Here is a 23,702-nt window from a genome sequence, read left to right as displayed (position 1 = left end):
AAATTGATGAATGGACTATAAGAATTGACGGATTATAGAAAAAGATTGAAAATCGTATGATTTTTTATACAGACTATCTTATTTATCCTGTAGCAAATTTAATTCCTTCCATTTTCATTGGGATATAATGTATATACTGGATTACTTTGCCAAAATTGTTTAGTATCAATATCTAATATGGTAAGAGGACCTTTAAAAGCGGCACCAGTATCTATATTCCAAACACAAGTGGCATTTACAGGTTTAGTTTGATTAATTCGAGTAACAGGAGTGTGCCCAATATAGATTTCATCAAATAACAATAATCTTTTAGGGTAATTAATGTCCGTTTTTTTGAGGTTAGGATCAATAGCTAGAGCAGTTTCCCACAAGGTACGATCCCAATAAAATGTTTCCTCAAAATATTCTCTATGTGGGCCATGAAGATTAGAAAAACCAGCGTGCAAAAACAAACGGTTTTGATCATCAATATAATAATTAATTAAATTCTCAAAGAATGTAAGATGAGTTTTCATTTCTTGAGATGAAATCTTAGAGTAAGAATCCATTGTAGCTTGGCCGCCATGTTTTACCCATTCTGGGTTGTATGTGTTTTTTGTTAACCAAGTATAGCATAATTCATCATGATTACCTCTTATAAATATACAGTTATTGGTTTTTTTGAGTTGAATCAAGAACGTAATTAACTCTGCACTCTCGCTCCAGCCGTCTACATAATCTCCAAGAAAAATTAAAGTATCATCGCTAGTTACATTCGCTTTTTGAAATAACTGCTTTAGAGCTTTTAACCCCCCGTGCATATCTCCTATGACCAAATTTCTACTCATTCTTATGCTATGGTTAATCGTTTATATTAGCTGTACCTCACTTTTCGAAGTATTCGAATACTTTCTTTATAAAGTGAATAAATAGGTTCATTATATACTTTTAAATAAGGTTTTGCGTCTTCTAATTTTTCTTTTGCTTCACTAAAATCATTAAAATAACATATCAAATAGGTTGCAGGAAGATTAAATAAGTCCTTTTCTTCGTTTTTAGACAATGTTATTTTATTTTTTAATTTATCGATAAGTGCATTATTGCTATTATAGAGATGATATAATGTTTTTCGATCAAATTGAGGAGGTTCAAAAAGTAGTTTACTTTCAATATCATAACCAGCATTATCCTTAAAGGTAATAACCACTTCTTCTAATGGATAATATTGATAGGTGTCATGCAGTCCCAATTGAACGTATTCAACAATTCTAAACTGATCATCGGTTAGTGATATACTTACTTCATCCAGCTCTGAGTAAAACAATTTTACGTGCTCATTTATTAATTCTATATCTACTCTAGAATAATACGTCTCTCCGTTTTGCCTTTTTTCTTTACCCGCCCAACACACTACAAAGTATTCTTTAAAAACTTTATACGAAGGGTGATAGTCCTTTCTTGAATTCATAAAATCAAACACCCCATCTAGAGTTAACTCAATGTTATTTTGTGCATGACTTTCGATAGCACTAACAATTTCAGAATTGGTGTTTTTAATTTCAATATCAAAAACCTTGGGCATGCTTATACTACCGTCTCTAAGAAATACTGTGCCTCCATAATATTTCCATATGTTTTTACGAAGTGAGCATATTTTATCAGATTGAGATCGTATAGAAACCAACCCTACAACTTTGTCACTGGGTAAATGAGGAAATGGGATGTTTTCATATGCAACCAAAGGAGGGTTTGCCAAATAAGCGTTAACCAGATTTTGGATTTTGCTATCATCAAAAAAATCAACACCAATAATTTGATTGTCTTCATCTTCAACACCAATAACAATATATGAGTTGTTTTGGGGGTTAGAATTCGATAATGCACAAATATGTTTCAGGAATTTGGCTTTACCTTCTTTTTCGCCAATATTAAGTTTGCGCTTCTTGTCATAAAAACTGTTTTCGTCATTATGGGCAAGTAGGTTCTTAATAAGGAGGCGTTTATTAATCATTCCTTTTACAAATAGCAATTGAATTTTTTTCCCAATATAAACTTAGCCATTTTTATTGGGTCTGCAATGTAATGAGAATAAAGAAATTATAAACTTTTCTTAACGATTGTACTACTCGCTTGTGCAGTGGGGAAAACAATCAGGTCTGCAATATTTACATGATAAGGCCTAGTGACCACAAAGGTTATAATATCTGCAATGTTTTCTGGTGTTAAGGGATCAAAACCATCATATACATGACCCGCTCTTTGGTCATCACCTTTAAATCGTACATTGCTAAATTCTGTCTCGACTAATCCAGGGTGGATTGCTCCAACTTTGATACCATATGGATTAAGATCCATTTGCATGCCCTTGTTGATGGCATCTACTGCATGTTTACTAGCACAATACACATTACCGTTTGGGTATACCTCTTTTCCGGCTATAGATCCAATATTAATAATATGACCCGATTTTTGTGCAATCATTTTTGGGATTATCGCTTTCGAAACGTACAACAATCCTTTTACATTAATATCGATCATAGCATCCCAATCATCTAGACTTCCTGTTTGAATAGGATCTAACCCATGTGCATTTCCTGCATTATTAATTAAGATATCAATAGTGTTAAATGGCGAAGGTAAATTCTCGATACTCTTTGCAACCTCATGTTTGTCTCGTACATCAAAGCATAAAGTATGCACCGCCACTGATGTACTTAGCTCATTTTGTAATTCATCTAATCGATCTTGTCTTCTTCCGCAAATGATAAGATTAATGCTCTGTTTTGCAAATTCGATTGCGGTAGATTTTCCAATTCCGCTAGTGGCTCCTGTAATTAAAGCTGTTGTCATAATTGAATATATGGTTATAAAAATTGCAACAACGATGTTTGTGTTGCGTCTTTTGATAAACTCATCATGAAAATGATGAAAATAGTTATGTCCAAATTTTAAAAAAGTTATTTAAATATACCTCAAAAATTGAGTGTAAGGGACATACATTTAACCAACAATTAACAACTAGGCGAAAATTAATTCGACAATTTGCAATGTTTAATAAGGAATCTTAATTTCACGCCTTAAAAAAATTAGAATAAATGGAAGAAAACAGTTCTATTGATATAGCTTCAATTAATCAGAAGATAGAAAAAGAATCTGCATTTGTAGACTTATTGACCCTTGAGATGAATAAGGTAATTGTGGGTCAAAAACATATGGTAGAGCGTTTGCTAATTGGATTGTTAGGACAAGGACATATTTTATTAGAAGGTGTTCCGGGTTTAGCAAAAACACTAGCTATTAATACATTGTCTCAAGCGGTTCATGCAAGTTTTAGTCGTATACAGTTTACACCAGATTTGTTGCCTGCAGATGTTGTAGGTACATTGATATATAATATGAAAGAAAATGACTTTTCAATTAAGAAAGGTCCAATTTTTGCCAATTTTGTACTAGCTGATGAGATTAACCGTGCTCCGGCAAAGGTACAGAGTGCCTTGCTTGAGGCTATGCAAGAGAAGCAAGTAACTATTGGTGATGAAACTTTTATATTAGATAAGCCATTTTTAGTTATGGCGACTCAAAATCCGGTGGAGCAAGAAGGTACATATCCGTTACCAGAAGCTCAGGTTGACCGTTTTATGTTAAAGACGGTTATTGATTACCCAAAATTAGACGAGGAACAATTAATTATTCGAGCTAACCTAAAAGGATCTTTCGAGAAAGTAAATCCTGTGGTTTCTTTAGAGCAAATTCTAAGTGCACAGAAAGCAGTTAGAGAAGTGTACATGGATGAGAAAATTGAAAAGTATATTCTAGATATCATCTTTGCAACAAGATATCCTGAAAAATACGGTCTTGAAGAATTAAAACCATTAATAAATTTTGGAGCATCACCAAGGGGTAGTATCAACCTCGCAACTGCGGCAAAGTGCTATGCGTTTATAAAAAGAAGAGGATATGTTATTCCTGAAGATGTACGAGCGATAATTCATGATGTACTGCGTCATCGTATTGGGATTACTTATGAAGCCGAAGCAGAAAATGTAACTTCAGAAGATATTATCAATAAGATTGTAAACGAGATCGAAGTACCATAGAGGTTCGCTGTTTGAAGTTTTGGTTCCCAAATGTGAAACCAGAATCTACAACATTCACAAAGTGAATACACCTGAAATAAAATTATGGATACTAAAGAGTTACTAAAGAAAGTTCGGAAAATTGAGATTAAGACAAGGCGCTTAAGCGACCATATCTTTGGAGGTGAATATCATTCTACTTTCAAAGGTCGAGGTATGACTTTTAGCGAAGTACGACAGTATCAATTTGGAGATGATGTTCGAAATATAGACTGGAATGTAACCGCCCGTTATAACGAGCCCTACATAAAAGTTTTTGAAGAAGAACGAGAGTTAACCATGATGCTTATGGTTGATGTATCAGGTTCACAATTATTTGGTACGCAGCAACAATTTAAAAAAGATATTATTACCGAAATTGCTGCAACTTTGGCATTTTCGGCCACTCAAAATAATGATAAGATCGGTTTAATTCTATTCACAGATGGGATAGAATTATACATTCCTCCTAAAAAAGGAAGATCTCATGTACTTCGAATTATTAGAGAACTATTAGAGTTTGAACCTAAAAGCAAGAAAACTAATATTACTGAAGCTTTAAAATTTCTGTCGAATGTAATGAAAAAGAAAGCTATCGTTTTTATTCTTTCAGATTTCATAGCAGATGATTACCAGCATACACTTAAGATCGTTGGCGGAAAACATGATGTTACCGGTATACGAGTCTATGATAGACACGAAGAAGAAATCCCTAATTTAGGTATGGTACAGATGGAAGATGAAGAAACGGGAGAATTGTTATTAGTAAATACGGGATCAAAAAAAATGCGAACTAATTATAATAAATACTACCAACAGCAAGTAGATTATTTTAGAGATAGTTTTAATCGAAGTGGAGCAGGATCGTTAAGCAGTAGAGTTGATGAAAGCTATGTAAAAAAATTATTAGGATATTTTAAAAGAAGAGGATAGTACCAAATCACGAATGAAGAATTACACATTACAAAGTAATACTATACATATAGCCACAAAGACCTTTACGTTTTTGGTTTGGATTATAGTTCCACTATGGAGTCTAGGAGGTTTTTCTCAAGTTTCGGGAACGGTAGATTCTACATCTGTAAAAATAGGAGAAGAGATTCGCTATACAATGCAGGTACAGGCAGATTCTACACAAATTGTTGTATTCCCAGAGGGGCAGACATTTACTCCTTTAGAAGTAATAGAATCGTATAAAATAGATACTGCAACAAACAATAACCGATGGAGCCTAACCAAAGAATATGCATTAACACAATTTGATTCTGGGCATTATACAATACCCAGGCAAAAGGTTATGGTTGGTGATCAAGTTTTCTTTACAGATTCACTTAAGGTTGAGATAAGAGATGTGGTTGTTGATACTACCAAACAAAAAATGTTTGAGATCAAACCATTGGTAGAAGTTGATGCATCTTTTTTTAATTGGAAGAAATATATCTGGTGGATATTAGGAGGATTATTAGTTCTTGGAGTAATTGCTTTTTTCCTTTTAAGAAGAAAAAAGAGAAAAGAGGCTAAAGAAAAAGAACTCGCCCCTTACGAAAGAGCTATGCTTGCTTTACGTAAAATCGATGAATCTCATTTATTAGAACAAGATTCTCATAAAGAGTATTACTCTCAATTAAGTGATACGGCTCGTAAATATATTGATGAAGAAGTGTATGATCATGCTATGGAGAGTACCACAGATGAGTTAATCACAAAATTGGATGAAGAAATAAAATCAGGGTCATTAAATCTAGATAAAGCTACGATAGAAGAGCTTAAAAACGTACTTAAAACAGCCGATATGGCAAAATTTGCCAAATCCAGACCTGATAAAGGTACTGCAAAAGCAGATCGTAATGTTATTGAGCGCGTGATTAATGAAACCAAAGAAGCTATCCCAGAACCTACCGAAGAAGAATTATTGGCCGATGAAGAATATAGGAAGGCGATTGCCGATAAAAAACGAAAGAAAAAGATATTGTTTGGTAGTATTGGAGGCTTTGCTATTATTGCAATTACACTACTCATTTTTATTGCCATAAAGGGTTATGATGTTGTTAAGGATACCTTATTAGGTCACCCTACTAAAGAACTAGCCGAAACCGAATGGATCTCTAGTGCATATGGATCACCACCAATCACAGTGACTACGCCAGAAATATTAATTAGAAAAAAGGTGCAAATAGGTACTAAGAAAAACCCAATCCTTAAGGGTAATAATGTATTCGATTTTGGAGATAGATTAGCGGATATATATGTCGGCGTAAGCTATATGAATATTACCGGTCAACGCAAAAATCAAGATGCAAAATTTGAGTTGGATGGAATCGTCGAAACTACTTTTTCTGCTTTAGAAGAAGAAGGCGCTAAGAATATTGTTATTAAAGATGAGGAGTATGAAACATTAAATGGTGCTAAAGGAATTAAGATATTCGGAAAGTATAATATAAAACGCCCTAAAGAAGATGAAAAAGTTGAATATGGATATCAAATGCTCAATTTTGTAGAGGCTACCGGCTTGCAACAGGTCATTGTAATTTATGAAATAGATAATAGATATACAGAAAATATTGCACAACGTATTATTAACTCTGTCGAACTTAGAAAAGCCAAATAACGATGTTTGAAAATTTTACATTTGAGAACCCACAGTTTTTCTGGTTGTTTTTAATACTACCATTAGCCATAGCTTGGTTTATATGGAAGCGAAATAAACAACAGGCAGAATTAAAAATATCTAACCTCAAAGGGTTTAAGATTTCTAGTAGTTGGTTAACCAAACTACGCCCGCTTTTATTTGTATTTAGATTGATTGCTTTATCTCTAATTATAACCGCTTTGGCAAGACCAAGAACAGTTGATGTATCTACTAAAACCAAAACGACCAAAGGTATTGATATCGTAATGGCAATTGATGTTTCGGCAAGTATGTTGGCAAAAGATCTTAGACCTAATCGATTAGAAGCACTAAAAGAAGTAGCTGCCGAGTTCATAAAAGATAGACCCAATGATCGTATTGGGTTAGTGGTTTATGCAGGAGAAAGTTTTACCAAAACACCAATCACCAGCGATAAATCTATTGTTTTAGGAAGCATGAAAGATGTGCGATATGATAATGTGCTAGAAAATGGTACCGCCATAGGTATGGGGTTAGCCACATCGGTGAATCGACTTAAAGATAGCAAGGCCAAAAGCAAAGTAATTATATTGCTTACCGATGGTTCTAATAATGCAGGGTTTATTGATCCAAAAATTGCATCAGAACTTGCCGTAGAATATGGTATTAAGACCTATACAATCGGTCTAGGAACAAATGGTATGGCATTAGCGCCAGTAGCGATATTGCCCAATGGATCATTTCAATATGGCAGAGTTAAAGTAGAGATTGATGAGGAGTTATTAAAAGAAATTGCTAAATCGACAGGAGGAAAATATTTTAGAGCAACAAATAACAAAAAGTTAGAACAAATTTATCAGGAAATTGATAAATTAGAAAAAACAGATGTCGAAGAGTTTAAATTCTATAACTATGAGGAGAAATTTAGAATTCTTGTATTATTAGCAGGGTTATTAATCTTTATAGAATTTTTGTTGAGGTATACATTATTTAGAAGTTTTATATAATTTGAATAAGGGAATAATCATATTAGGGAGCTCGCGTAGCAATGGAGATACGTCTAAAGTAGTATCACATCTTAAAAACAGTACTGGTTTTGAAGTTGTAGATCTACACCAAAAAGACATTGGTTTTTTTGATTATGATTTTAAAAATGAACAAGATGATTTTAATTTCTTGTTTAAAGGAATTGTTCAAAATTATGAAACTATAATTTTTGCTACTCCGGTGTATTGGTATACGATGAGCGGAGTGATGAAAACGTTTTTGGATAGAATATCAGATTTCTTGTACAAAGAAAAAGATTTTGGCCGAATGCTTAGAGGAAAAAATATGGGATTGATAAGTTGTAGTAATGATGATGATCGACCAGAAGAGTTTAATCTGCCCTTTTCTCGTAGTGCTGCATACTTAGGAATGAATTATGTTGGCGATATTCATACTTGGATTAAAAATGATACGTTGCCGATGGAAGTAAAAGAAAAAATAGATGCATTTGCATTAAGAATAAAAAATTAGTTATTGTAACACTGGGTGTTTCATAATGTATTTATGTATACGACTCAGATTTAGTATAAATATGTATTTACTAGAAGAAAAAATATATTTTTGGTTGTTGATAGGGATTCCGGTACTTATCCTTATGTTTTTAGGTGTCTTGGTTTGGAAAAAGACAACTCAAAGCAAATTTGCCAATACAGAATTACTTAAAAAACTAAGCCCTAATCAATCCATTTTTAAATCTATTTTAAAAATCATATTAATTAGTTTGGCCTTGGGTTGTTTGGTGATGGCATTAGTAAATCCTAAAGTGGGGACTAAACTAGAAACTGTAAAACGTGAAGGAGTAGATGTCGTATTTGCTATCGATGTATCTAGAAGTATGCTGGCCGAAGATATTGCGCCCAATAGATTAGAGAAATCAAAACAATTAATCACTCAGATTATTAATAATTTAGCCAGTGACCGTATTGGTATTATTGCTTATGCTGGAAGCGCTTTTCCGCAGTTGCCCATTACGACAGATTATGCTTCGGGAAAAATGTTTCTTCAAGCCATGAATACAGAAATGCTCTCTTCGCAGGGTACGGCCATTTATGACGCCATAGAATTGGCTAAAACCTATTATAATGATGAGGAGCAAACCAATAGGGTATTATTTATTGTTAGTGATGGAGAAGACCATGAAGGTAATGTAAAATCTATTGCCGAAGAGGCTGCCAAAGAAGGGATAAAAATATTTACAATAGGTGTAGGATCTGAAAAAGGAGGGCCAATCCCGATTAAAAGAAACGGAATCGTACAAACATATAAAAAGAATAGCCAAGGAGAAACGGTTATCACCAAACTAAATACGACAACATTGCAGGAAATTGCCAACGAGGCAAATGGCACATACATTGATGGTAGAAATACCAGTGCTGTAGTAGAGGAGGTGACCACTATTTTACAGAACATGGATAAAAAGGAATTTGAGGCAAAGCAGTTTGCGGATTTCAAAGATCAATTTCAATGGTTTCTGGGAGCAGGACTGTTATTATTATTTTTGGATATCTTTTTCCTAGAAAGAAAAACATCATGGGTTAAAAAATTAAACCTATTTAATGAGCAATAAATTAAGATGAAACGTTATTTAATTATCATATTATGTTTTCAGTGCGCTATGGTTTTTTGTCAAGATCAGCAGGATCTTGAAGAAACTATTAATGAGGCAAAGCGTTTCGTGGCAACAGGTAATGAAATAATTACCGAAGAAGGAAATTTTCCCAAAGCAGAGGGAGAATACAGAAAAGCAATTGCCAAGAATCCGGTAGATCCAACAGCCAAATATAATTTGGCAAATGCGTATTATAATTCTGAAAAATACGATGAGGCTACACTACGTTATACTGAGGCTTCTAAAGTTGAATCGGCATCCAAATCAGAAAAGCACAAAGCGTTCCATAATCAAGGGAATACTTATATGGAGCAAAAAAAATACAAAGAAGCGGTTGAAGCGTATAAAAATGCGCTTAGAAATAACCCTAAGGATGACGAAACGCGATATAATCTTGCCTTAGCTAAGAAAATGCTGGAGGAGGAACAACAGCAAAATGACCAAAATCAAGATGATCAGGATCAAGACAAAGACCAGAATAAGGATCAGGAAAATCAGGATAATCAAGATAAAAAGGAAGGCGACGACAAAGAGGATAAAAAAGGTGATGATGGAGAAAATGAAGAGGATAAAAAGGACGAAGAAGATAAGGGAGAGGATAAGAAAGATGAGGGAGATGAAAAAAAGGAAGATGAAGGAAAGCCTAAAGATGATCAAAAAGATCAAGGAGAAGATCAAAAAGATAAACAAGAACAACCTCAAGAACAGAAGCCACAACAGGCGCAAGGTCAGTTATCTCCTCAACAGGTAAAAAGTTTACTCGAGGCCATGAATAACGAAGAAAAGAAGGTTCAGGATAAAATAAATGCAAAAAAAGCACAAGGTCAAAAGGTAAAAACCGACAAAGACTGGTAATAAAACGGGGTAGATAAAACCCAAAAAGTATACAAATGAAACTAAAACTAATTTTTCTAACGATAATGCTCGCGGTTACTCAGCTTACCTTAGCCCAAGTAAGGTTTGAAGCTAAAGTAAGTAAGAAAAAGTTAGGAGTAAATGAAAGATTAAGAGTAGACTTTGAAATGAATAAGGATGGAGATAATTTTACTCCACCTTCGTTTTCTGGATTTACTGTGGTAGGGGGGCCTAATCAATCGATAAGCAATTCTTGGGTGAATGGTAAGAGATCATATGCTAAGACATTTAGCTATTTTTTAGAACCTACAGCCAGAGGTAGTTTTACGATAAGACAAGCTACTATTGAGATTGATGGTGATACTTATAAAACACTACCCGTAAGAATACAAGTTACGGGAGCTGTTGATAAACCCAAGGATGGTAATGATACAGATTTTGTAGCAAGTGAGAATTTACATTTGGTGGCAGAGGTTTCTAAGGCGAATCCATACCTTAATGAGGCAATTACGGTGGTATACAAACTATATGTTAGCCCACGTATTAGTGTGAGTAATTGGAGAGAGTTAGATAGCCCTACCTATAGTGATTTTTGGAGTCAGGCTATAGATATGAAACAACTCAAGATCGAAAACGGGCAGTATAAAGGTGAACCATATCGATTTGTAGTACTTCGCAAAACAGTATTATATCCTCAAAAAACAGGGAAATTAAATATAGAACCGCTTACCTTAACAGTTTCTGTGGATGTACCCACCAAACGAAGAGATATTTTTGGAGGTAGATTATACTCTACAGTAAATAAAACAGTGGCAGCTGGTAATAGAACTATTAATGTAAAACCGCTACCAACACAAGGAAAACCTGATGACTTTTCTGGTGCGGTTGGGTCGTTTGATTTTAAAGTAACCACAAGTAAGACAGAACTCGATGCAACAGAATCTTTGGACGCTAAAGTATTAGTTTCTGGTAACGGAAACCTGAAATTGTTTGATTTACCAAAGCTTAGTGTACCCAATGGCTTAGAACAATACGAACCAGAACATAATGAGAGGGTACGCACCAATCTTACGGGTATGGGCGGAAATATCTCAGATAATTACACGTTAGTACCTCAATACAAAGGTAAATATCCCTTACCATCTATCTCATTTTCTTATTTTGATCTAAAAACAGAAACATATAAAAGAATTACATCAGATGAGATTGTAATCAATGTCAAAACTGGGCCTGATGGGGGAGATGTTGTGTCGACCGAGAAATCCACGGGTACTGGCAAAAAATTAGTAACACAAACGGGAAATCAATTTAGATTTTTAAAGCTTAAAGCTAATCTACAACCAATTAAAAAAGAACATTTTTTTAAATCTACGGTGTACTGGATCTCATTAACGGCTCCTTTATTGGCAATTCCTTTATTCTTATTCTTTGGGAAAAAGCGAGAAGAACGGTTAAGTGATGTGAGTGGTAATAGAGTCCGAAAAGCAGATAAGCTTGCACGTAAATATCTCTCTGAAGCCAAAAAGAATTTAGGTAATCAGAAAGAGTTTTATATTGCTATGGAGCGAGCTTTGCATAATTATTTGAAGGCTAAGTTACATATTCAAACAAGTGAAATGAGTAAAGATCGAATCCAACGTTTGTTAAAAGAACGAGAAGTAGAGGATAGTATAGCTATTGAGTTTATTGCTTTGTTAGAAAGTTGTGAATTTGCAAGATATACACCATCTTCTACATCGGCGATGCAACAGGATTATGATAAAGCTTCAAGAGTAATTGCGGCAATAGATAAACAATTATAATATAGATAGTAGTGAAAAGAATTGTTGAAATACTGGTTTTTTTGATTGTGACTATAGGATTTGCTCAAAGTTCAGAAAAGTTCCAGAGGGCCAATTCCTTGTATAATCAAGAAAAATATCAAGAAGCCATCGATGCCTATAAATCTATTATAGATGCAGGTCAGGAATCCGCCTCGTTATATTATAACATGGCAAATGCGCACTATAAACTTAGTAATATTGGTCCAAGTGTTTATTATTATGAGAAAGGGCTAGAGTTGGCACCAAATGATGAGGATATAAAAAACAACTTAGTTTTTGCTCAAAATGCAACTATTGATTCTATAGATTCGATCCCACAAGGATTTATTTCGGGTGCCTTAAAAAAGATAATTAACCTATTTAATTATGATGGTTGGGCATGGTTGTCTGTACTTTGTGTTATATTATTTGTAGTGCTATTTATCTTGTATTATTCTTCTCGCACCTCAGTAAAAAAGAGGTTGTTTTTTGTAGGTAGTTGGGGTGTATTAGTTCTTGGTGTTTTTGGGGTGTTTTTTGCTTTTAAGCAGTACAACAGTATTAAAAATAATCAATTTGCAATAATTTTTTCTCAAGAAACCGTCGTAAAAAGTGAACCAAACCTAAGGAGTGAAGATATATTTGAGCTTCATGAGGGAACCAAAGTTCAAGTTTCGGAAACAGTAAATGACTGGAAGAAAATTAAACTAAGCGACGGCAAGATTGGTTGGATCCCCTCCGAAGATTTAAAAGAATTGTAATAAAAGTATTTTAGTCTTTTACTACGAGCTTTAGTTAGATTCTATTTTACCGCGTATAATTGCCAGCACTTCTTCTGCTTTATCAAATTGAATATAATGTCCGGTTTGATCTAAAAGGATGAGTTTAGAATTTTTTACTTCGGTATGGAATTTTTCACAATCCTTCCTCAAGGTGCTTAAAGAATCTGTACCACTAATTATTGTAATATCTGATGTTATATTTTTGTACTTATCTGACATGAGATCAAGGTCACTTTGGTAATTAACGGTTTCTTTGGATTTTGAATAGATTACCTTGGGCTGAGACCAAATTTTTTGCCGCTCTTTTACTAATTCGTCAATTTTTTCTTTGTTAATTGACTTAAATATAGGTGTTACACCGTCTTTAATTTTACCTTTTGCAATAGTATAAGAAGAAAGTACAGCAATACCTTTTCCTATAAGAGGGGTAGAAACTAATTTGTAAATCAGGGCAGATCTGGATCTATATAGTGGTGAATCGATGATGATATATTTTAGATTTTTTAATCCACCATTTGTTACCATATATGCTATGGTAGATCCACCATAAGAGTGACCTACTATCAAAGGATCTTTAAGCTTTAATTTGGTAATTAATTCTTCTACTATAAGCGCGTTATCTTGTATATGATAGGTGTACTCATTAGAAGAACTATAACCATGACCAGGACGGTCAAAAGCCGTTACTCTGTAGTTTTGTGCTAGAGAATCAAATATGCTATTCCAATCTTCAATCAAGCCTGGACTACCATGAATAAAAAGTACATCTTTTCCATTCCCTTTTTGTAATATGCGAATTTTTTCGTTTCTAACAGTTACAAAATTATTTTCGGAATTCTCAGTAGTAGGTAGATTACCGAGATTAGTGTGCCCTAAAGAAATTAAAGTAAGTATACATATTCCTAACCCTAAAGTAACGTATGCTATTATCTTTTTGGCCTTTTTCATATTTCCTTATAGATAAGATAAGCTTCTAAAAGCATTAAAATTGCTTAATTAAATTTACGATTGATTTAACAGAAAATCAAAGTAATACTGTTATTTTAGCGCTTTAAATTTTTTTGTTAGTGCAAACCAAACGTAAAATAGCGAAATTCTTAATGGTACTTGGATTTTTTTTAAGTATTGCAAACTATGGTATACGATTAGTTAATTTTTATACTTGTAGTGACGAGATTGCTGTTATGACTTTTGATGAAACAGAAAATTCTGAAAAAAAAGAAAAAGAAAACTCTGAAAAAGAAGAGTTCAAACAAAAAGATAAAATATCCCAGTTCTATGATGAGAATTCATCATCTTTAGTATATTGTAATGGTAATCTGTACCCGGATTTTTATCTTAAAAACATATCTGTTTATCTGGAAGAAAATACTCCTCCTCCAGAATTTTCATAATACATACATATATTTTATGTAAATCCTGAGAATATAACCCCTCAATAGTTTGAGAGACATTCTCTTTATTTCTAATTTTTTTCAAATCTATTTTTAAACACATGTTCTTAATTATGAATTAAGAATAACTACTAATTGATATTACTATGAATATTTTTAATAATTTAAGGAAAGACCTACCGGCTAGTATGGTGGTGTTTTTTGTAGCATTACCTTTATGTTTAGGTATTGCTTTGGCGAGTGGAGCTCCTCTTTTTTCTGGTTTGATAGCCGGAATTGTTGGAGGAATTGTTGTTGGAGCACTAAGTGGCTCAAAAATTGGAGTAAGTGGACCAGCTGCTGGTTTGGCGGCTATCGTATTAACCTCTATTGGAGCATTAGGTGGTTTTGAAAACTTTTTAGTAGCTGTAGTACTTGGAGGAGTAATTCAATTGCTTTTCGGAGTTTTAAAAGCAGGAATTATTGGATATTATTTCCCTTCTTCTGTTATTAAAGGTATGCTTACCGGAATTGGTATCATTATTATTTTAAAACAAATCCCTCATTTTTTCGGTTATAATTCTGACCCTGAGGGGGATTTTGCGTTTTTTCAGATTGATGGCGAAAACACATTTTCTGAAATTATAAATTCTCTTAATTTTATAAGTCCAGGAGCTACAATTGTAGCTGTTCTAGGACTTGGTATATTGTTATTATGGGATAAGGTATTAGGTAAAAAAGCTAAAATTTTTCAAATCATACAAGGCCCTTTGGTCGCAGTAGCAGTCGGAATTTTATTTTATATTTTCACAAAGGATAATAGTAATTTGGCAATAGCTGATAATCTTTTGGTGAGTGTACCTATACCTGGAGATTTAACTTCTTTTTTGGGGCAATTTAGCTTTCCTAATTTTGCGGTTATCGGTAATATGGATGTTTGGATTACTGCATTTACAATAGCGTTGGTAGCAAGTCTAGAAACCTTACTTTGTGTTGAGGCTACAGATAAACTTGACCCCGCTAAACATGTGACTCCAACAAATAGAGAATTATTGGCTCAAGGAACAGGAAATATTATCTCAGGAATGATAGGTGGATTGCCTATTACTCAAGTAATTGTAAGAAGTTCTGCAAATATTCAATCAGGAGGTAAAACCAAAATGGCTGCTATTATTCATGGTTTTTTACTATTGATTTCGGTTATTCTAATACCTAAGTTATTAAACAAAATACCACTTTCTGTATTGGCTTCTATTTTACTAATAGTAGGGTATAAATTAGCAAAACCTTCTTTGTTTAAGAAAATGTACAAACTAGGCTGGAAACAATCCATTCCTTTTACGGTTACAGTTTTGGGTATTATATTCACCGATTTGTTAATTGGTATAGGACTTGGATTAATGGTAGGAATTGTAGTAATTTTAATAAAAAGTTATCAGAATTCTCATTTTTTACATATCGAAGATAAAAGTAATGGAAAACATAAAATAACGATGACTCTTGCTGAAGAAGTAACCTTTTTTAATAAGGGTGCTATTTTAAAAGAACTTGATCAATTACCAGAAGATGCATTTCTTACTCTAGATGTTAGAAAAACACGATATTTGGATAACGATATAGTCGAAATCTTGGAAGATTTTTCTGAAAAAGCGAAAAATAAGAACATTGATATTCAACTCATCTCAGAACGGGGGGTAGTAGAAAATCCTGATAGTTACATTAAATTTTTTAAACTTAGACCAAAATCAGCATAAATACATTAAATCCTATAATAATATGAAAGCACATACTAAAGAAACACAAGCGGCAATAACTCCTCAAATCGCAGTTCAACTTCTTAAAGAAGGAAATCAAAGATTTCAAGAAAGTATAAAAGCAGATCGAAACCTTTTGGAGCAAGTAAGTGATACTAAAAGTGGTCAATTTCCTTTTGCAACCATATTAAGTTGTATTGATTCAAGAGTATCTTCAGAATTAATTTTTGATCAAGGTATCGGTGATATTTTTAGCGCAAGAGTAGCAGGTAATTTTGTAAACGAAGATATCCTTGGTAGTATGGAGTTTGCAAGCAAATTAGCAGGAACGAAGCTTGTATTAGTTTTGGGTCACACAGCTTGTGGAGCTGTAAAAGGAGCTTGTGATGATGCAAAATTAGGTAATCTTACAGCATTAATAGGTAAGATTAAACCAGCTGTGGCAGCGGTTACAGAACCTGTAGACGCGGCATCTAGAACTTCAAAAAACATTGATTTTGTAAATGAAGTAGCTGTGAAAAATGTACATATGACCATCGATAATATTAGGAAAGAAAGTAGTGTTCTTAAGGAGATGGAAGATAATGGTGAAATATTAATCCTAGGCGGAATGTATGATATTGATAATGGGAAGGTTACGTTTTTTGAAAAGTAATAATCCTAAAGTTTTCTAAAAAAAGAGTGGATGTAGTTGTGCATCCACTTTTTTTTGTGCTAATTTTAATAGCTTTACTATTATTATGTGAGTTAAAAGAAACAAAAACAGTTATATGAAAGGATTTTTTAGCAATTTTAAAGGGGATGCATTTGGAGGACTTACAGCAGGGATTGTTGCTTTACCACTTGCTTTGGCATTTGGGGTTTCTTCTGGATTAGGACCAAGCGCAGGTTTATACGGAGCTATTTTTATTAGTTTTTTTGCAGCTCTATTTGGAGGTACAAATACTCAGATTTCTGGGCCAACGGCACCGATGACTGCCGTGAGTATGGTTGTGATTGCTGGAATTATAGCTACTAATGATGGTAGTCTAGAAAAAGCTTTGCCTGCAATACTAACAGTTTTTCTTTTGGCAGGATTAATGCAAATTGGTCTGGGAGCGATTGGTTTAGGTAAATATATTAGATATATACCTTATCCGGTAGTTTCGGGATTTATGACGGCAATTGGTGTGATCATACTTCTTACTCAAATATTACCTTCATTAGGGTATTACCCAAAAGAAGATGCCGAATTTGTTCTAAAGTTTAAAGCGCAGGCTGAGGAGGTAATCCTTGAAAACATCTTAAAAGAGGAAGCCAATGAAGGTATTTTGGTTCTTGAAGATTTTAAAGAAACAATTTCTAGGGCAAGTGCGATCTCACAAGAAGATATAGGCAAAGAATCTAAAACATTGGCTGCTAAGGAAGCGTCAGGAGCATTAGGCGCGTTAAAAGTATTGCCTCGAGCGTTAAGAAATATAAATTGGCTTGAATTGTTATTAGTACTTGGTACAGTAATCATCATATATGGTTTTAAACGCATTACAAAGGCGGTACCTAGTACATTAGTCGCCTTAGTCGTAATGTCCGGAATAGCATATGGATTTGGCCTAGACTATAGACCTATTGAAGAAATCCCTAGCGGTATCCCTATCCCAAAATGGGAAATATTTACCGGTTTTAGTTTTGCAAGTGTTAGCCCGTATATTTTTACCGCACTTACGCTTGCTTTATTAGGTGCAATTGATTCTTTATTAACAAGTGTGGTGGCAGATAATATGACTAAGACTAAACACAAACCGAACAAAGAATTGGTTGGTCAAGGAATAGGAAATAGTATTGCTGCCTTATTTGGAGGTATACCTGGTGCAGGAGCTACGATACGAACTGTGGTAAATATAGATTCTGGTGGTAAAACAAGATTATCGGGTATGATAGCCGGTATTGTATTATTGGTTGTAATGTTGGGATTTGCATCGGTAGCGTCTAGGATTCCTGCTGCTGTTCTTGCAGGAATATTAATTACTGTAGGAATTGGGGTAATGGACTATAAAGGATTAAAAGCGATACCGAGTTTACCAAAAGATATTAAATTGGGGCCAATAAAATTAAGTTCAGAAGTGTTAATCATGCTCATTGTTTTGGTGTTATCTACATTTTGGAATTTGGTATATGCAGTAGGAATTGGATTGGTGATAGCTTCATTAATGTTTATGAAAAAAATAGGAGATTTAACAGCCGAAAGATCTGATGTTAAAACATTAAAAGAAGAAGCATGGAAAGATGAAAAGAATTTCCCAAAGCAATTAAAAGAAGAAGTATTTATCAAACACGTAAAAGGACCTTTGTTTTTTGGTTCTACCAGTGATTTTCAACAATTAGCTTTACAAATACCCGACACCGCCTCTGCAGTTATTATGCGTTTGGATAGGATGCAGTATATGGATCAATCTGGTTTATATGCCATGGAAGAAATGATTATGGATCTACAAAAAAAGAAGGTAACAGTGTTTTTTGTTGGGTTACTAAGACAACCAAGATATATGATGGAACGTATAGATATAATACCGGATTTGGTTCCAGAAACTTGTGTTTTTGAGAACTTTGATAGTTGTGTAGAAGAGCTGTTAAAGGTAATAGAAGATACTCATTAAATCAGAAAACCCTTAATTAGAGACAATTGCTTAAGACTCTTCTTTTGAGGAGTCTTTTAATACATTTGGTAATATCATTGGGGCTAATTTTCTTACTGGATGATATAGGATTGAGCTGTCCAACGTTTCTTTTTTGATAATCGTAATATTTCGGTTGATCGAATCTACAAAAATGATGATCACACTGGCAATAAATGCCATTTTTAAAATGCCAAAGACACCACCCAGAATCTTATTAAGAATACCAAGAGCTGCATAATCTGCAATTTTAGTCAATAACTTACCCGCTAACGAGACTAATACTACCACTAAAACAAAAGTGACTGCAAAAGCAGATAGTTTCATGGCTCCGTCAGACCAGTTTACGAATTGTTCTAAATACTCGCCAGCGATATGTGAGAAATGTACCGCAATATAAATCCCCACAACTAGTGCCACTAATGAGGCTAGTGAAGCAAATAAACCTTTACTAAGCCCTTTTACCATTCCCCATATTAAAAGGATCCCAAGGATAATATCTATATAATTCATTGTAATTAATTATGAAGAACCAAATATAACCGATTTTACTTAAAAGTATAAAGAAATCATTTTTCGAATTCTCCTGATAAAATAACCTGTAATGGATTAGTAAATCAAACAATAAATGTATATATTTAATATATATTATGAGAAAAATTATAGATATTGATGACAAAATTATCCCGAAACTGAAGTTATTAGCAGCTTTAGAAGATTCTAGTGTTAAAAAAGTAATGGAAAATGCAATAGCTTGGTATGTCGAACACAAACAAAACCAACAAGTACAAGCGATGTCTGTAGAACAAAAAGAAGATTTGGGATTATTGCTATTAATGCAACAAGTAGATATGTCATCCATGGTTGATGAAGATGAATTGTTTAAACAATAAGAACTGCCTATGGAGTTGAAAATTTCTTCCCAGTTTGCTTCAGACTATAAAGAGGTTGGTGATATCTCATTACATAATAAGGTGAGAACTGTATTAGAAATGCTAAAACAGGCCAAGGGTATTAATGACATTTCTCAATTCAAAAAAATAGAAGGAAGTAGTACTGCTTATAAAATGGGTATTGGTTTTTACTATTTGGTAGGCACCGTTATAGCAAATGATCAAATAGTATTAATTCGATTTTTACGTAAAAACACATTAGTAGAAATTTTGGATCAAAAATAAAGAGGAAAAAGTAGGTTTTAAAAGTAGTGTATGAACCCAATATGGATACTTTACGGATGCCCACTTTTTTACAGAAATGCTAAAATGCAGTTTTGTTTGATAATATATAATTTAGAACTGAAGATTTTTTTAATATATAGAAACAACACAAAATTTATATGAAATACGAATTTGATTTATATGGTATTTCAGCTATAATAGCATTAGTACAACTTCCAATTCTTATCGCTTATTTGTTGATAGGCAGAAAGTCTAATACAACTAATTGGCTATTGATATTATTTTTTTGTGCTTTGGCATTTGATTTATTTCATAGGATTATTATTGATACCAAAATTATATTAGACATTCCTTTTTTTGTTGGTTCTGGATCAATATCCCAATACATATACGGGCCTGCAATATATTTAATAATTCTTTCGTTAACTCGACCAAATAAGAAATGGCAACCTTTATATTTTCTCCATTTTGTGCCATTTTTAATTAACCTGTTTTTGTTTCTGAGTAATAAATCTTCAGAAAAATTAAGTCAGGATCTAAATATGTTAACACAATTTATGACTGATCTTGAGAATGATCCAACATTAAAGTTTGGATACCCAATTAATCTATATTCTTATTTTAGAAACATATTGTTTTTTACCCTACACCCGGTAATTTATCTATTGATTTCTATACGCATGTTAACTTTAATAGGTTTAGATAAACGAAAGGCACAAGCCTCTTATATACCATGGCTTAAAACTATGATTTTTGGATTTCTCCTTATCCTAGTTTTGGGAGAATTAGCTTATTTATCGGTACGTTATTTTGAAGAATATTATTGGTTTTTGGATAGTTTTATTATTTGGCGCCCGCTTTACGTATTCATTATTCTATTTATTGCTTTGGTATGGCCATTATCTCATAAAAAATTAAGACACATAGGAAATGAGAAATTAACAGGTGGTTTTTTAATTTCTTTACAAACCTATATGGATGTGAATAAATCATATAAAAACCCCGAGTTGTCGCGCTATGATCTGGCCAAATCACTACAAATTAGTCCAGGTTATTTGACTGATGTATTGAATACTGAACTAGGAACTAATTTTAAAGAGTATATCAATGGTTATAGAGTAAAGGAGGTTAAGAATTTGATAAAAAAAGGAAAATTGAAAGATTTGACTATAGATGCAATTGGTAATGAAGCTGGATTTTCTTCTCGCTCAACGTTTTTTAGGGTTTTTAAAGATGTTGAAGGGATAACACCTCTCTCTTATGCAAATAGACTACTAGAAGGGCCAAAGAAGTCCTAAAACTTCTTTATGGGACTACATTTTATATAATAGTTATCCTCATTACATTTTATTTTGGAAGTTTTGTACATACAAATTCAATCAATGTACTTTATGGAGATTTATAATTAAGTGGCCAAAAGATATATACAAAAGCTCCTTAAAATTAGCTTCAATACTCAGCATTGATAAAAACAAATTAGAATGAAAAGAATGATCTCTTTTTTATTATTCATTATTTTTTATGCATCACTACATGCGCAACCTAAAATTTTGTACTCCAGAAGTCAAGGAAAGCTAAATACAGGAAATACCCTGGATGTGATGATTTATGATCCAGTTCAAAAGACAACAAAAGTTTTATTAAAGGGAACAATAAAAGGACGAGGCGAATATAATGCGGTGACCTCTCCAGACAACACTACGATAATTTTTAATACATATCGATTTAGCGGCTGGCAATTGGGTATTGGAGAATTTGATGGAAATGGTATATCTAATATTAAAAAGTTAACCGATAGAAACCATTATGAATACTGTGCAAAATTTTCACCAGATGGATCTAAGTTAGCTTATCAGGAATATGATTGGGGAAAAAGGAAATCGAACATATACATTGCCAATAACCAAGGTAAGGATGCTACATATTTTACTACATCCAACATTAGTGATCAAAACATAGATTGGACCAAAGATTCCCAATCCATTGTCTTTACTTATTTAAAGGATGATAAGCTTAGTATATATCTTAAATCTTTAGACGGTCAAGTTTTTAAAAAAATTTCTACCCACAATGCAAATGATTTTGCGGTTTCTACTTCAAAGAAATCAAATCAAATAGCATTCTTATCCGATAAAACAGGCAAAATTGATCTTTTTATAATGGATTTAGATGGTCACAATTTAACAAACTTAACACCCAATATTAAAACATTAGATAGTAATATAAATAGTATTTGGACGTATAAAACCAGTTGGTCTCAAGATGGGAAACAAATTGTTTTTACAGCTATGATAAACCAAAACCTGGAGATTTTTATCATAAATGCTGATGGCAGTGATTTAACGCAAATAACAAATAATAATCACACTGATATGACTCCGTTTTGGACAAACTAACCAAGAGGTAAGTATTATAAAATAGTATAACATGAAAAATTTTATTTTAATAGTAGTGTTATTTCTTTTTTCCCTATCAAAGAAAAATGATAATATACATCATCAACATAAAGGGATAAGAGCTTTAAAAACTACATACTCAGAGAATACATCTCAAATTCTTTTTTCAAGGAAAAACGGCAGTGATAATGGATGGTCAATTTATGGAATACATCCTGATGGGACAAAAGAAGAAGTTATAATCCCTTTCAAATCTGGTCAAGGTGAATACAATCCGTCTATATCACCCCAAGACAAAGTAATACTGTTTAATACGTATCGCTTTGGAGGATGGAAATTAGCCACTTACAGTATGGATACTAATAAAGTTAATCGAATTTCTCTTGGGTCTAATTATTATACTAATGGAGCTTTTTCTTTTGATGGCAAAAGAATAGTCTATGAAAAAAATATTGGTAAAAGCACACATATTTTTATTTCTAACTTGGATGGTACACGTGAAACAAATCTTACAAATACTATTAGTAATGATAACAGAGCGCCTTGTTGGAGTTTTGATGATAAATCGATACTCTTTTATTTTAAGAGAAATGAAACGAATGATGTTTTTAGTATTGATATTACAACAAAAAAAGTGGATAACTTAACGAATAACAGTTCTGGAAACGATTTTAACCCTTCTGTTTCTCCAGATGGAAAACAGGTCGCTTTCTTTTCTGATAGAAATGGTTATTTAGACCTATATGTAATGGATATTACAGGAGAGAATCAAGTTTGTTTGACTTCAGATTTACACAGTAAAAACAATACATATAATTACTACAAAGATTCTAATTTGTATTGGATTTTTAAAGTTTCCTGGTCCCCCGATGGTCAATATTTGGTTTTTTCGAATATTAAAAGTGATAATGTAGATCTATTTACCATTAAAAAAAATGGCACAAAATTAAGGCAGATAACAAATACACCAAAATCAGAATATACACCTGTATGGGGTAATTTAAAAAATTAAGTTTATGAAATAAACAGAGTATTGCGAAGTGTATATTGATGAAAGTTTAAGTTCTTATAAAAAAATTAAGCGTTACTTTTGTAGCGCTTAATTTTTTTATAAGCTTTTGATTAGAGATTATGGCAAGAGATGAAAAACTAAAAGAACGCTGGGAAGTTCTGGTAAATAAACTTTCTAACCAATTTGCAGAAGGTGATGACCTAGACCTTGATGGTATTATTTATCTTATTGGCGTACAAGAGTTAGGACAGATACACCGCAAGTTCAAAAAAGATGAAAAATTGGATTTAATGCATATAGCAATATGCAGACTCTTAGAACCATATGGATATTATGAATTTGAATTTTATGATGATGATGGATGGCCTCATTATAAAGTAAATGAACAATTGCCAAGTTTAAAGGCAGGAGAACAATCTGTTTTGATGAAAGAAGCTATTGTAAATTATTTCTTGACAAGTTCATACATACAATAAAACTACACCAACAATTACTTCTCCATTTAGTGAAATTGCGTAAATTTGCCCTTCTATTAAGAAAA

At 33.0% G+C, this 23,702-nt stretch carries 24 protein-coding genes; 19 read left to right on the top strand and 5 right to left on the bottom strand.

What is annotated here, in order from left to right; genetic code table 11:
• Positions 1 to 98: 98 nt before the first annotated feature.
• The 3 genes from DK508_RS16700 to DK508_RS16690 form a co-directional block, all read right to left on the bottom strand.
• Positions 99 to 827, bottom strand: a complete 729-nt coding sequence (locus DK508_RS16700) for a metallophosphoesterase family protein (RefSeq protein WP_109301930.1) — start codon at positions 825 to 827, stop codon at positions 99 to 101.
• 26 nt (positions 828 to 853) lie between these two features.
• Positions 854 to 1,990, bottom strand: coding sequence for an ATP-binding protein (locus DK508_RS16695; protein ID WP_109301929.1), 1,137 nt, complete (start codon positions 1,988 to 1,990; stop codon positions 854 to 856).
• Between the two features lie 86 nt (positions 1,991 to 2,076).
• A complete protein-coding gene (locus DK508_RS16690; RefSeq protein WP_109301928.1) occupies positions 2,077 to 2,832 on the bottom strand; it encodes an SDR family NAD(P)-dependent oxidoreductase in 756 nt (251 codons plus the stop codon).
• A gap of 242 nt (positions 2,833 to 3,074) precedes the next feature.
• Here DK508_RS16690 and DK508_RS16685 point away from each other — a divergent pair, with 242 nt between their 5' ends.
• The 9 genes from DK508_RS16685 (at position 3,075) to DK508_RS16645 (ending at position 12,776) form a co-directional block, all read left to right on the top strand.
• Positions 3,075 to 4,076: a MoxR family ATPase gene (locus DK508_RS16685; protein WP_109301927.1), complete on the top strand. Its 1,002-nt coding sequence runs from the start codon at positions 3,075 to 3,077 to the stop codon at positions 4,074 to 4,076.
• A gap of 84 nt (positions 4,077 to 4,160) precedes the next feature.
• Positions 4,161 to 5,027: a DUF58 domain-containing protein gene (locus DK508_RS16680; protein ID WP_109301926.1), complete on the top strand. Its 867-nt coding sequence runs from the start codon at positions 4,161 to 4,163 to the stop codon at positions 5,025 to 5,027.
• 13 nt (positions 5,028 to 5,040) lie between these two features.
• Positions 5,041 to 6,702, top strand: coding sequence for a BatD family protein (locus DK508_RS16675; protein ID WP_109301925.1), 1,662 nt, complete (start codon positions 5,041 to 5,043; stop codon positions 6,700 to 6,702).
• Positions 6,703 to 6,704: 2 nt separating this feature from the next.
• A complete protein-coding gene (locus DK508_RS16670; protein ID WP_109301924.1) occupies positions 6,705 to 7,709 on the top strand; it encodes a VWA domain-containing protein in 1,005 nt (334 codons plus the stop codon).
• A 1-nt stretch (position 7,710) separates the two neighbouring features.
• The gene (locus DK508_RS16665) at positions 7,711 to 8,220 is read left to right on the top strand and encodes a flavodoxin family protein (protein WP_109301923.1); all 510 of its coding nucleotides are present in this window, start codon (positions 7,711 to 7,713) and stop codon (positions 8,218 to 8,220) included.
• 61 nt (positions 8,221 to 8,281) lie between these two features.
• A complete protein-coding gene (locus DK508_RS16660) occupies positions 8,282 to 9,316 on the top strand; it encodes a VWA domain-containing protein (RefSeq protein ID WP_109301922.1) in 1,035 nt (344 codons plus the stop codon).
• A 6-nt stretch (positions 9,317 to 9,322) separates the two neighbouring features.
• Positions 9,323 to 10,213, top strand: coding sequence for a tetratricopeptide repeat protein (locus DK508_RS16655; RefSeq protein WP_109301921.1), 891 nt, complete (start codon positions 9,323 to 9,325; stop codon positions 10,211 to 10,213).
• Between the two features lie 35 nt (positions 10,214 to 10,248).
• Positions 10,249 to 12,015 (top strand): BatD family protein, encoded by a 1,767-nt coding sequence (locus DK508_RS16650; RefSeq protein ID WP_109301920.1) that lies wholly within the window; start codon positions 10,249 to 10,251, stop codon positions 12,013 to 12,015.
• A gap of 11 nt (positions 12,016 to 12,026) precedes the next feature.
• Positions 12,027 to 12,776, top strand: coding sequence for an SH3 domain-containing protein (locus DK508_RS16645; protein WP_109301919.1), 750 nt, complete (start codon positions 12,027 to 12,029; stop codon positions 12,774 to 12,776).
• 30 nt (positions 12,777 to 12,806) lie between these two features.
• On the opposite strand, the gene DK508_RS16640 is transcribed toward DK508_RS16645, so the two are convergent.
• Positions 12,807 to 13,745, bottom strand: coding sequence for an alpha/beta fold hydrolase (locus DK508_RS16640; protein ID WP_109301918.1), 939 nt, complete (start codon positions 13,743 to 13,745; stop codon positions 12,807 to 12,809).
• Between the two features lie 152 nt (positions 13,746 to 13,897).
• Here DK508_RS16640 and DK508_RS21245 point away from each other — a divergent pair, with 152 nt between their 5' ends.
• The 4 genes from DK508_RS21245 (at position 13,898) to DK508_RS16625 (ending at position 18,557) form a co-directional block, all read left to right on the top strand.
• Positions 13,898 to 14,191 (top strand): hypothetical protein, encoded by a 294-nt coding sequence (locus tag DK508_RS21245; protein WP_160114762.1) that lies wholly within the window; start codon positions 13,898 to 13,900, stop codon positions 14,189 to 14,191.
• Positions 14,192 to 14,337: 146 nt separating this feature from the next.
• Positions 14,338 to 15,924, top strand: a complete 1,587-nt coding sequence (locus tag DK508_RS16635) for a SulP family inorganic anion transporter (protein WP_370443853.1) — start codon at positions 14,338 to 14,340, stop codon at positions 15,922 to 15,924.
• A gap of 22 nt (positions 15,925 to 15,946) precedes the next feature.
• On the top strand, positions 15,947 to 16,579 hold the full coding sequence (locus tag DK508_RS16630) for a carbonic anhydrase family protein (protein WP_109301917.1): 633 nt from the start codon (positions 15,947 to 15,949) through the stop codon (positions 16,577 to 16,579).
• A gap of 115 nt (positions 16,580 to 16,694) precedes the next feature.
• Complete coding sequence (locus DK508_RS16625) at positions 16,695 to 18,557, top strand: SulP family inorganic anion transporter (protein WP_109301916.1); 1,863 nt, start codon at positions 16,695 to 16,697, stop codon at positions 18,555 to 18,557.
• Between the two features lie 30 nt (positions 18,558 to 18,587).
• Here the strand turns inward: DK508_RS16625 and DK508_RS16620 are convergent, their stop codons facing one another.
• Positions 18,588 to 19,088 carry a CvpA family protein gene (locus DK508_RS16620; protein ID WP_109301915.1) on the bottom strand — a complete coding sequence of 167 codons (501 nt, stop codon included), beginning with the start codon at positions 19,086 to 19,088 and terminating at the stop codon, positions 18,588 to 18,590.
• Positions 19,089 to 19,225: 137 nt separating this feature from the next.
• Here DK508_RS16620 and DK508_RS16615 point away from each other — a divergent pair, with 137 nt between their 5' ends.
• From DK508_RS16615 to DK508_RS16590, 6 genes are all read left to right on the top strand, one after another.
• A complete protein-coding gene (locus tag DK508_RS16615) occupies positions 19,226 to 19,468 on the top strand; it encodes a hypothetical protein (RefSeq protein ID WP_109301914.1) in 243 nt (80 codons plus the stop codon).
• A 9-nt stretch (positions 19,469 to 19,477) separates the two neighbouring features.
• Complete coding sequence (locus DK508_RS16610; RefSeq protein ID WP_109301913.1) at positions 19,478 to 19,753, top strand: hypothetical protein; 276 nt, start codon at positions 19,478 to 19,480, stop codon at positions 19,751 to 19,753.
• A 158-nt stretch (positions 19,754 to 19,911) separates the two neighbouring features.
• A complete protein-coding gene (locus DK508_RS16605) occupies positions 19,912 to 21,051 on the top strand; it encodes an AraC family transcriptional regulator (RefSeq protein WP_109301912.1) in 1,140 nt (379 codons plus the stop codon).
• Between the two features lie 183 nt (positions 21,052 to 21,234).
• Complete coding sequence (locus DK508_RS16600) at positions 21,235 to 22,149, top strand: PD40 domain-containing protein (protein WP_109301911.1); 915 nt, start codon at positions 21,235 to 21,237, stop codon at positions 22,147 to 22,149.
• A 31-nt stretch (positions 22,150 to 22,180) separates the two neighbouring features.
• Positions 22,181 to 23,161, top strand: a complete 981-nt coding sequence (locus tag DK508_RS16595; protein ID WP_109301910.1) for a DPP IV N-terminal domain-containing protein — start codon at positions 22,181 to 22,183, stop codon at positions 23,159 to 23,161.
• 119 nt (positions 23,162 to 23,280) lie between these two features.
• Entirely contained in the window at positions 23,281 to 23,637 is a 357-nt protein-coding gene (locus tag DK508_RS16590) for a hypothetical protein (protein ID WP_109301909.1), read from the top strand.
• Positions 23,638 to 23,702: the final 65 nt, after the last annotated feature.

It is taken from the genome of Aquimarina sp. AU474, from assembly GCF_900312815.1.
Classification (GTDB): Bacteria; Bacteroidota; Bacteroidia; order Flavobacteriales; family Flavobacteriaceae; genus Aquimarina.
Note: the sequence above shows the minus strand (reverse complement) of the source record. Positions and strands in the feature narration are given on the sequence as shown.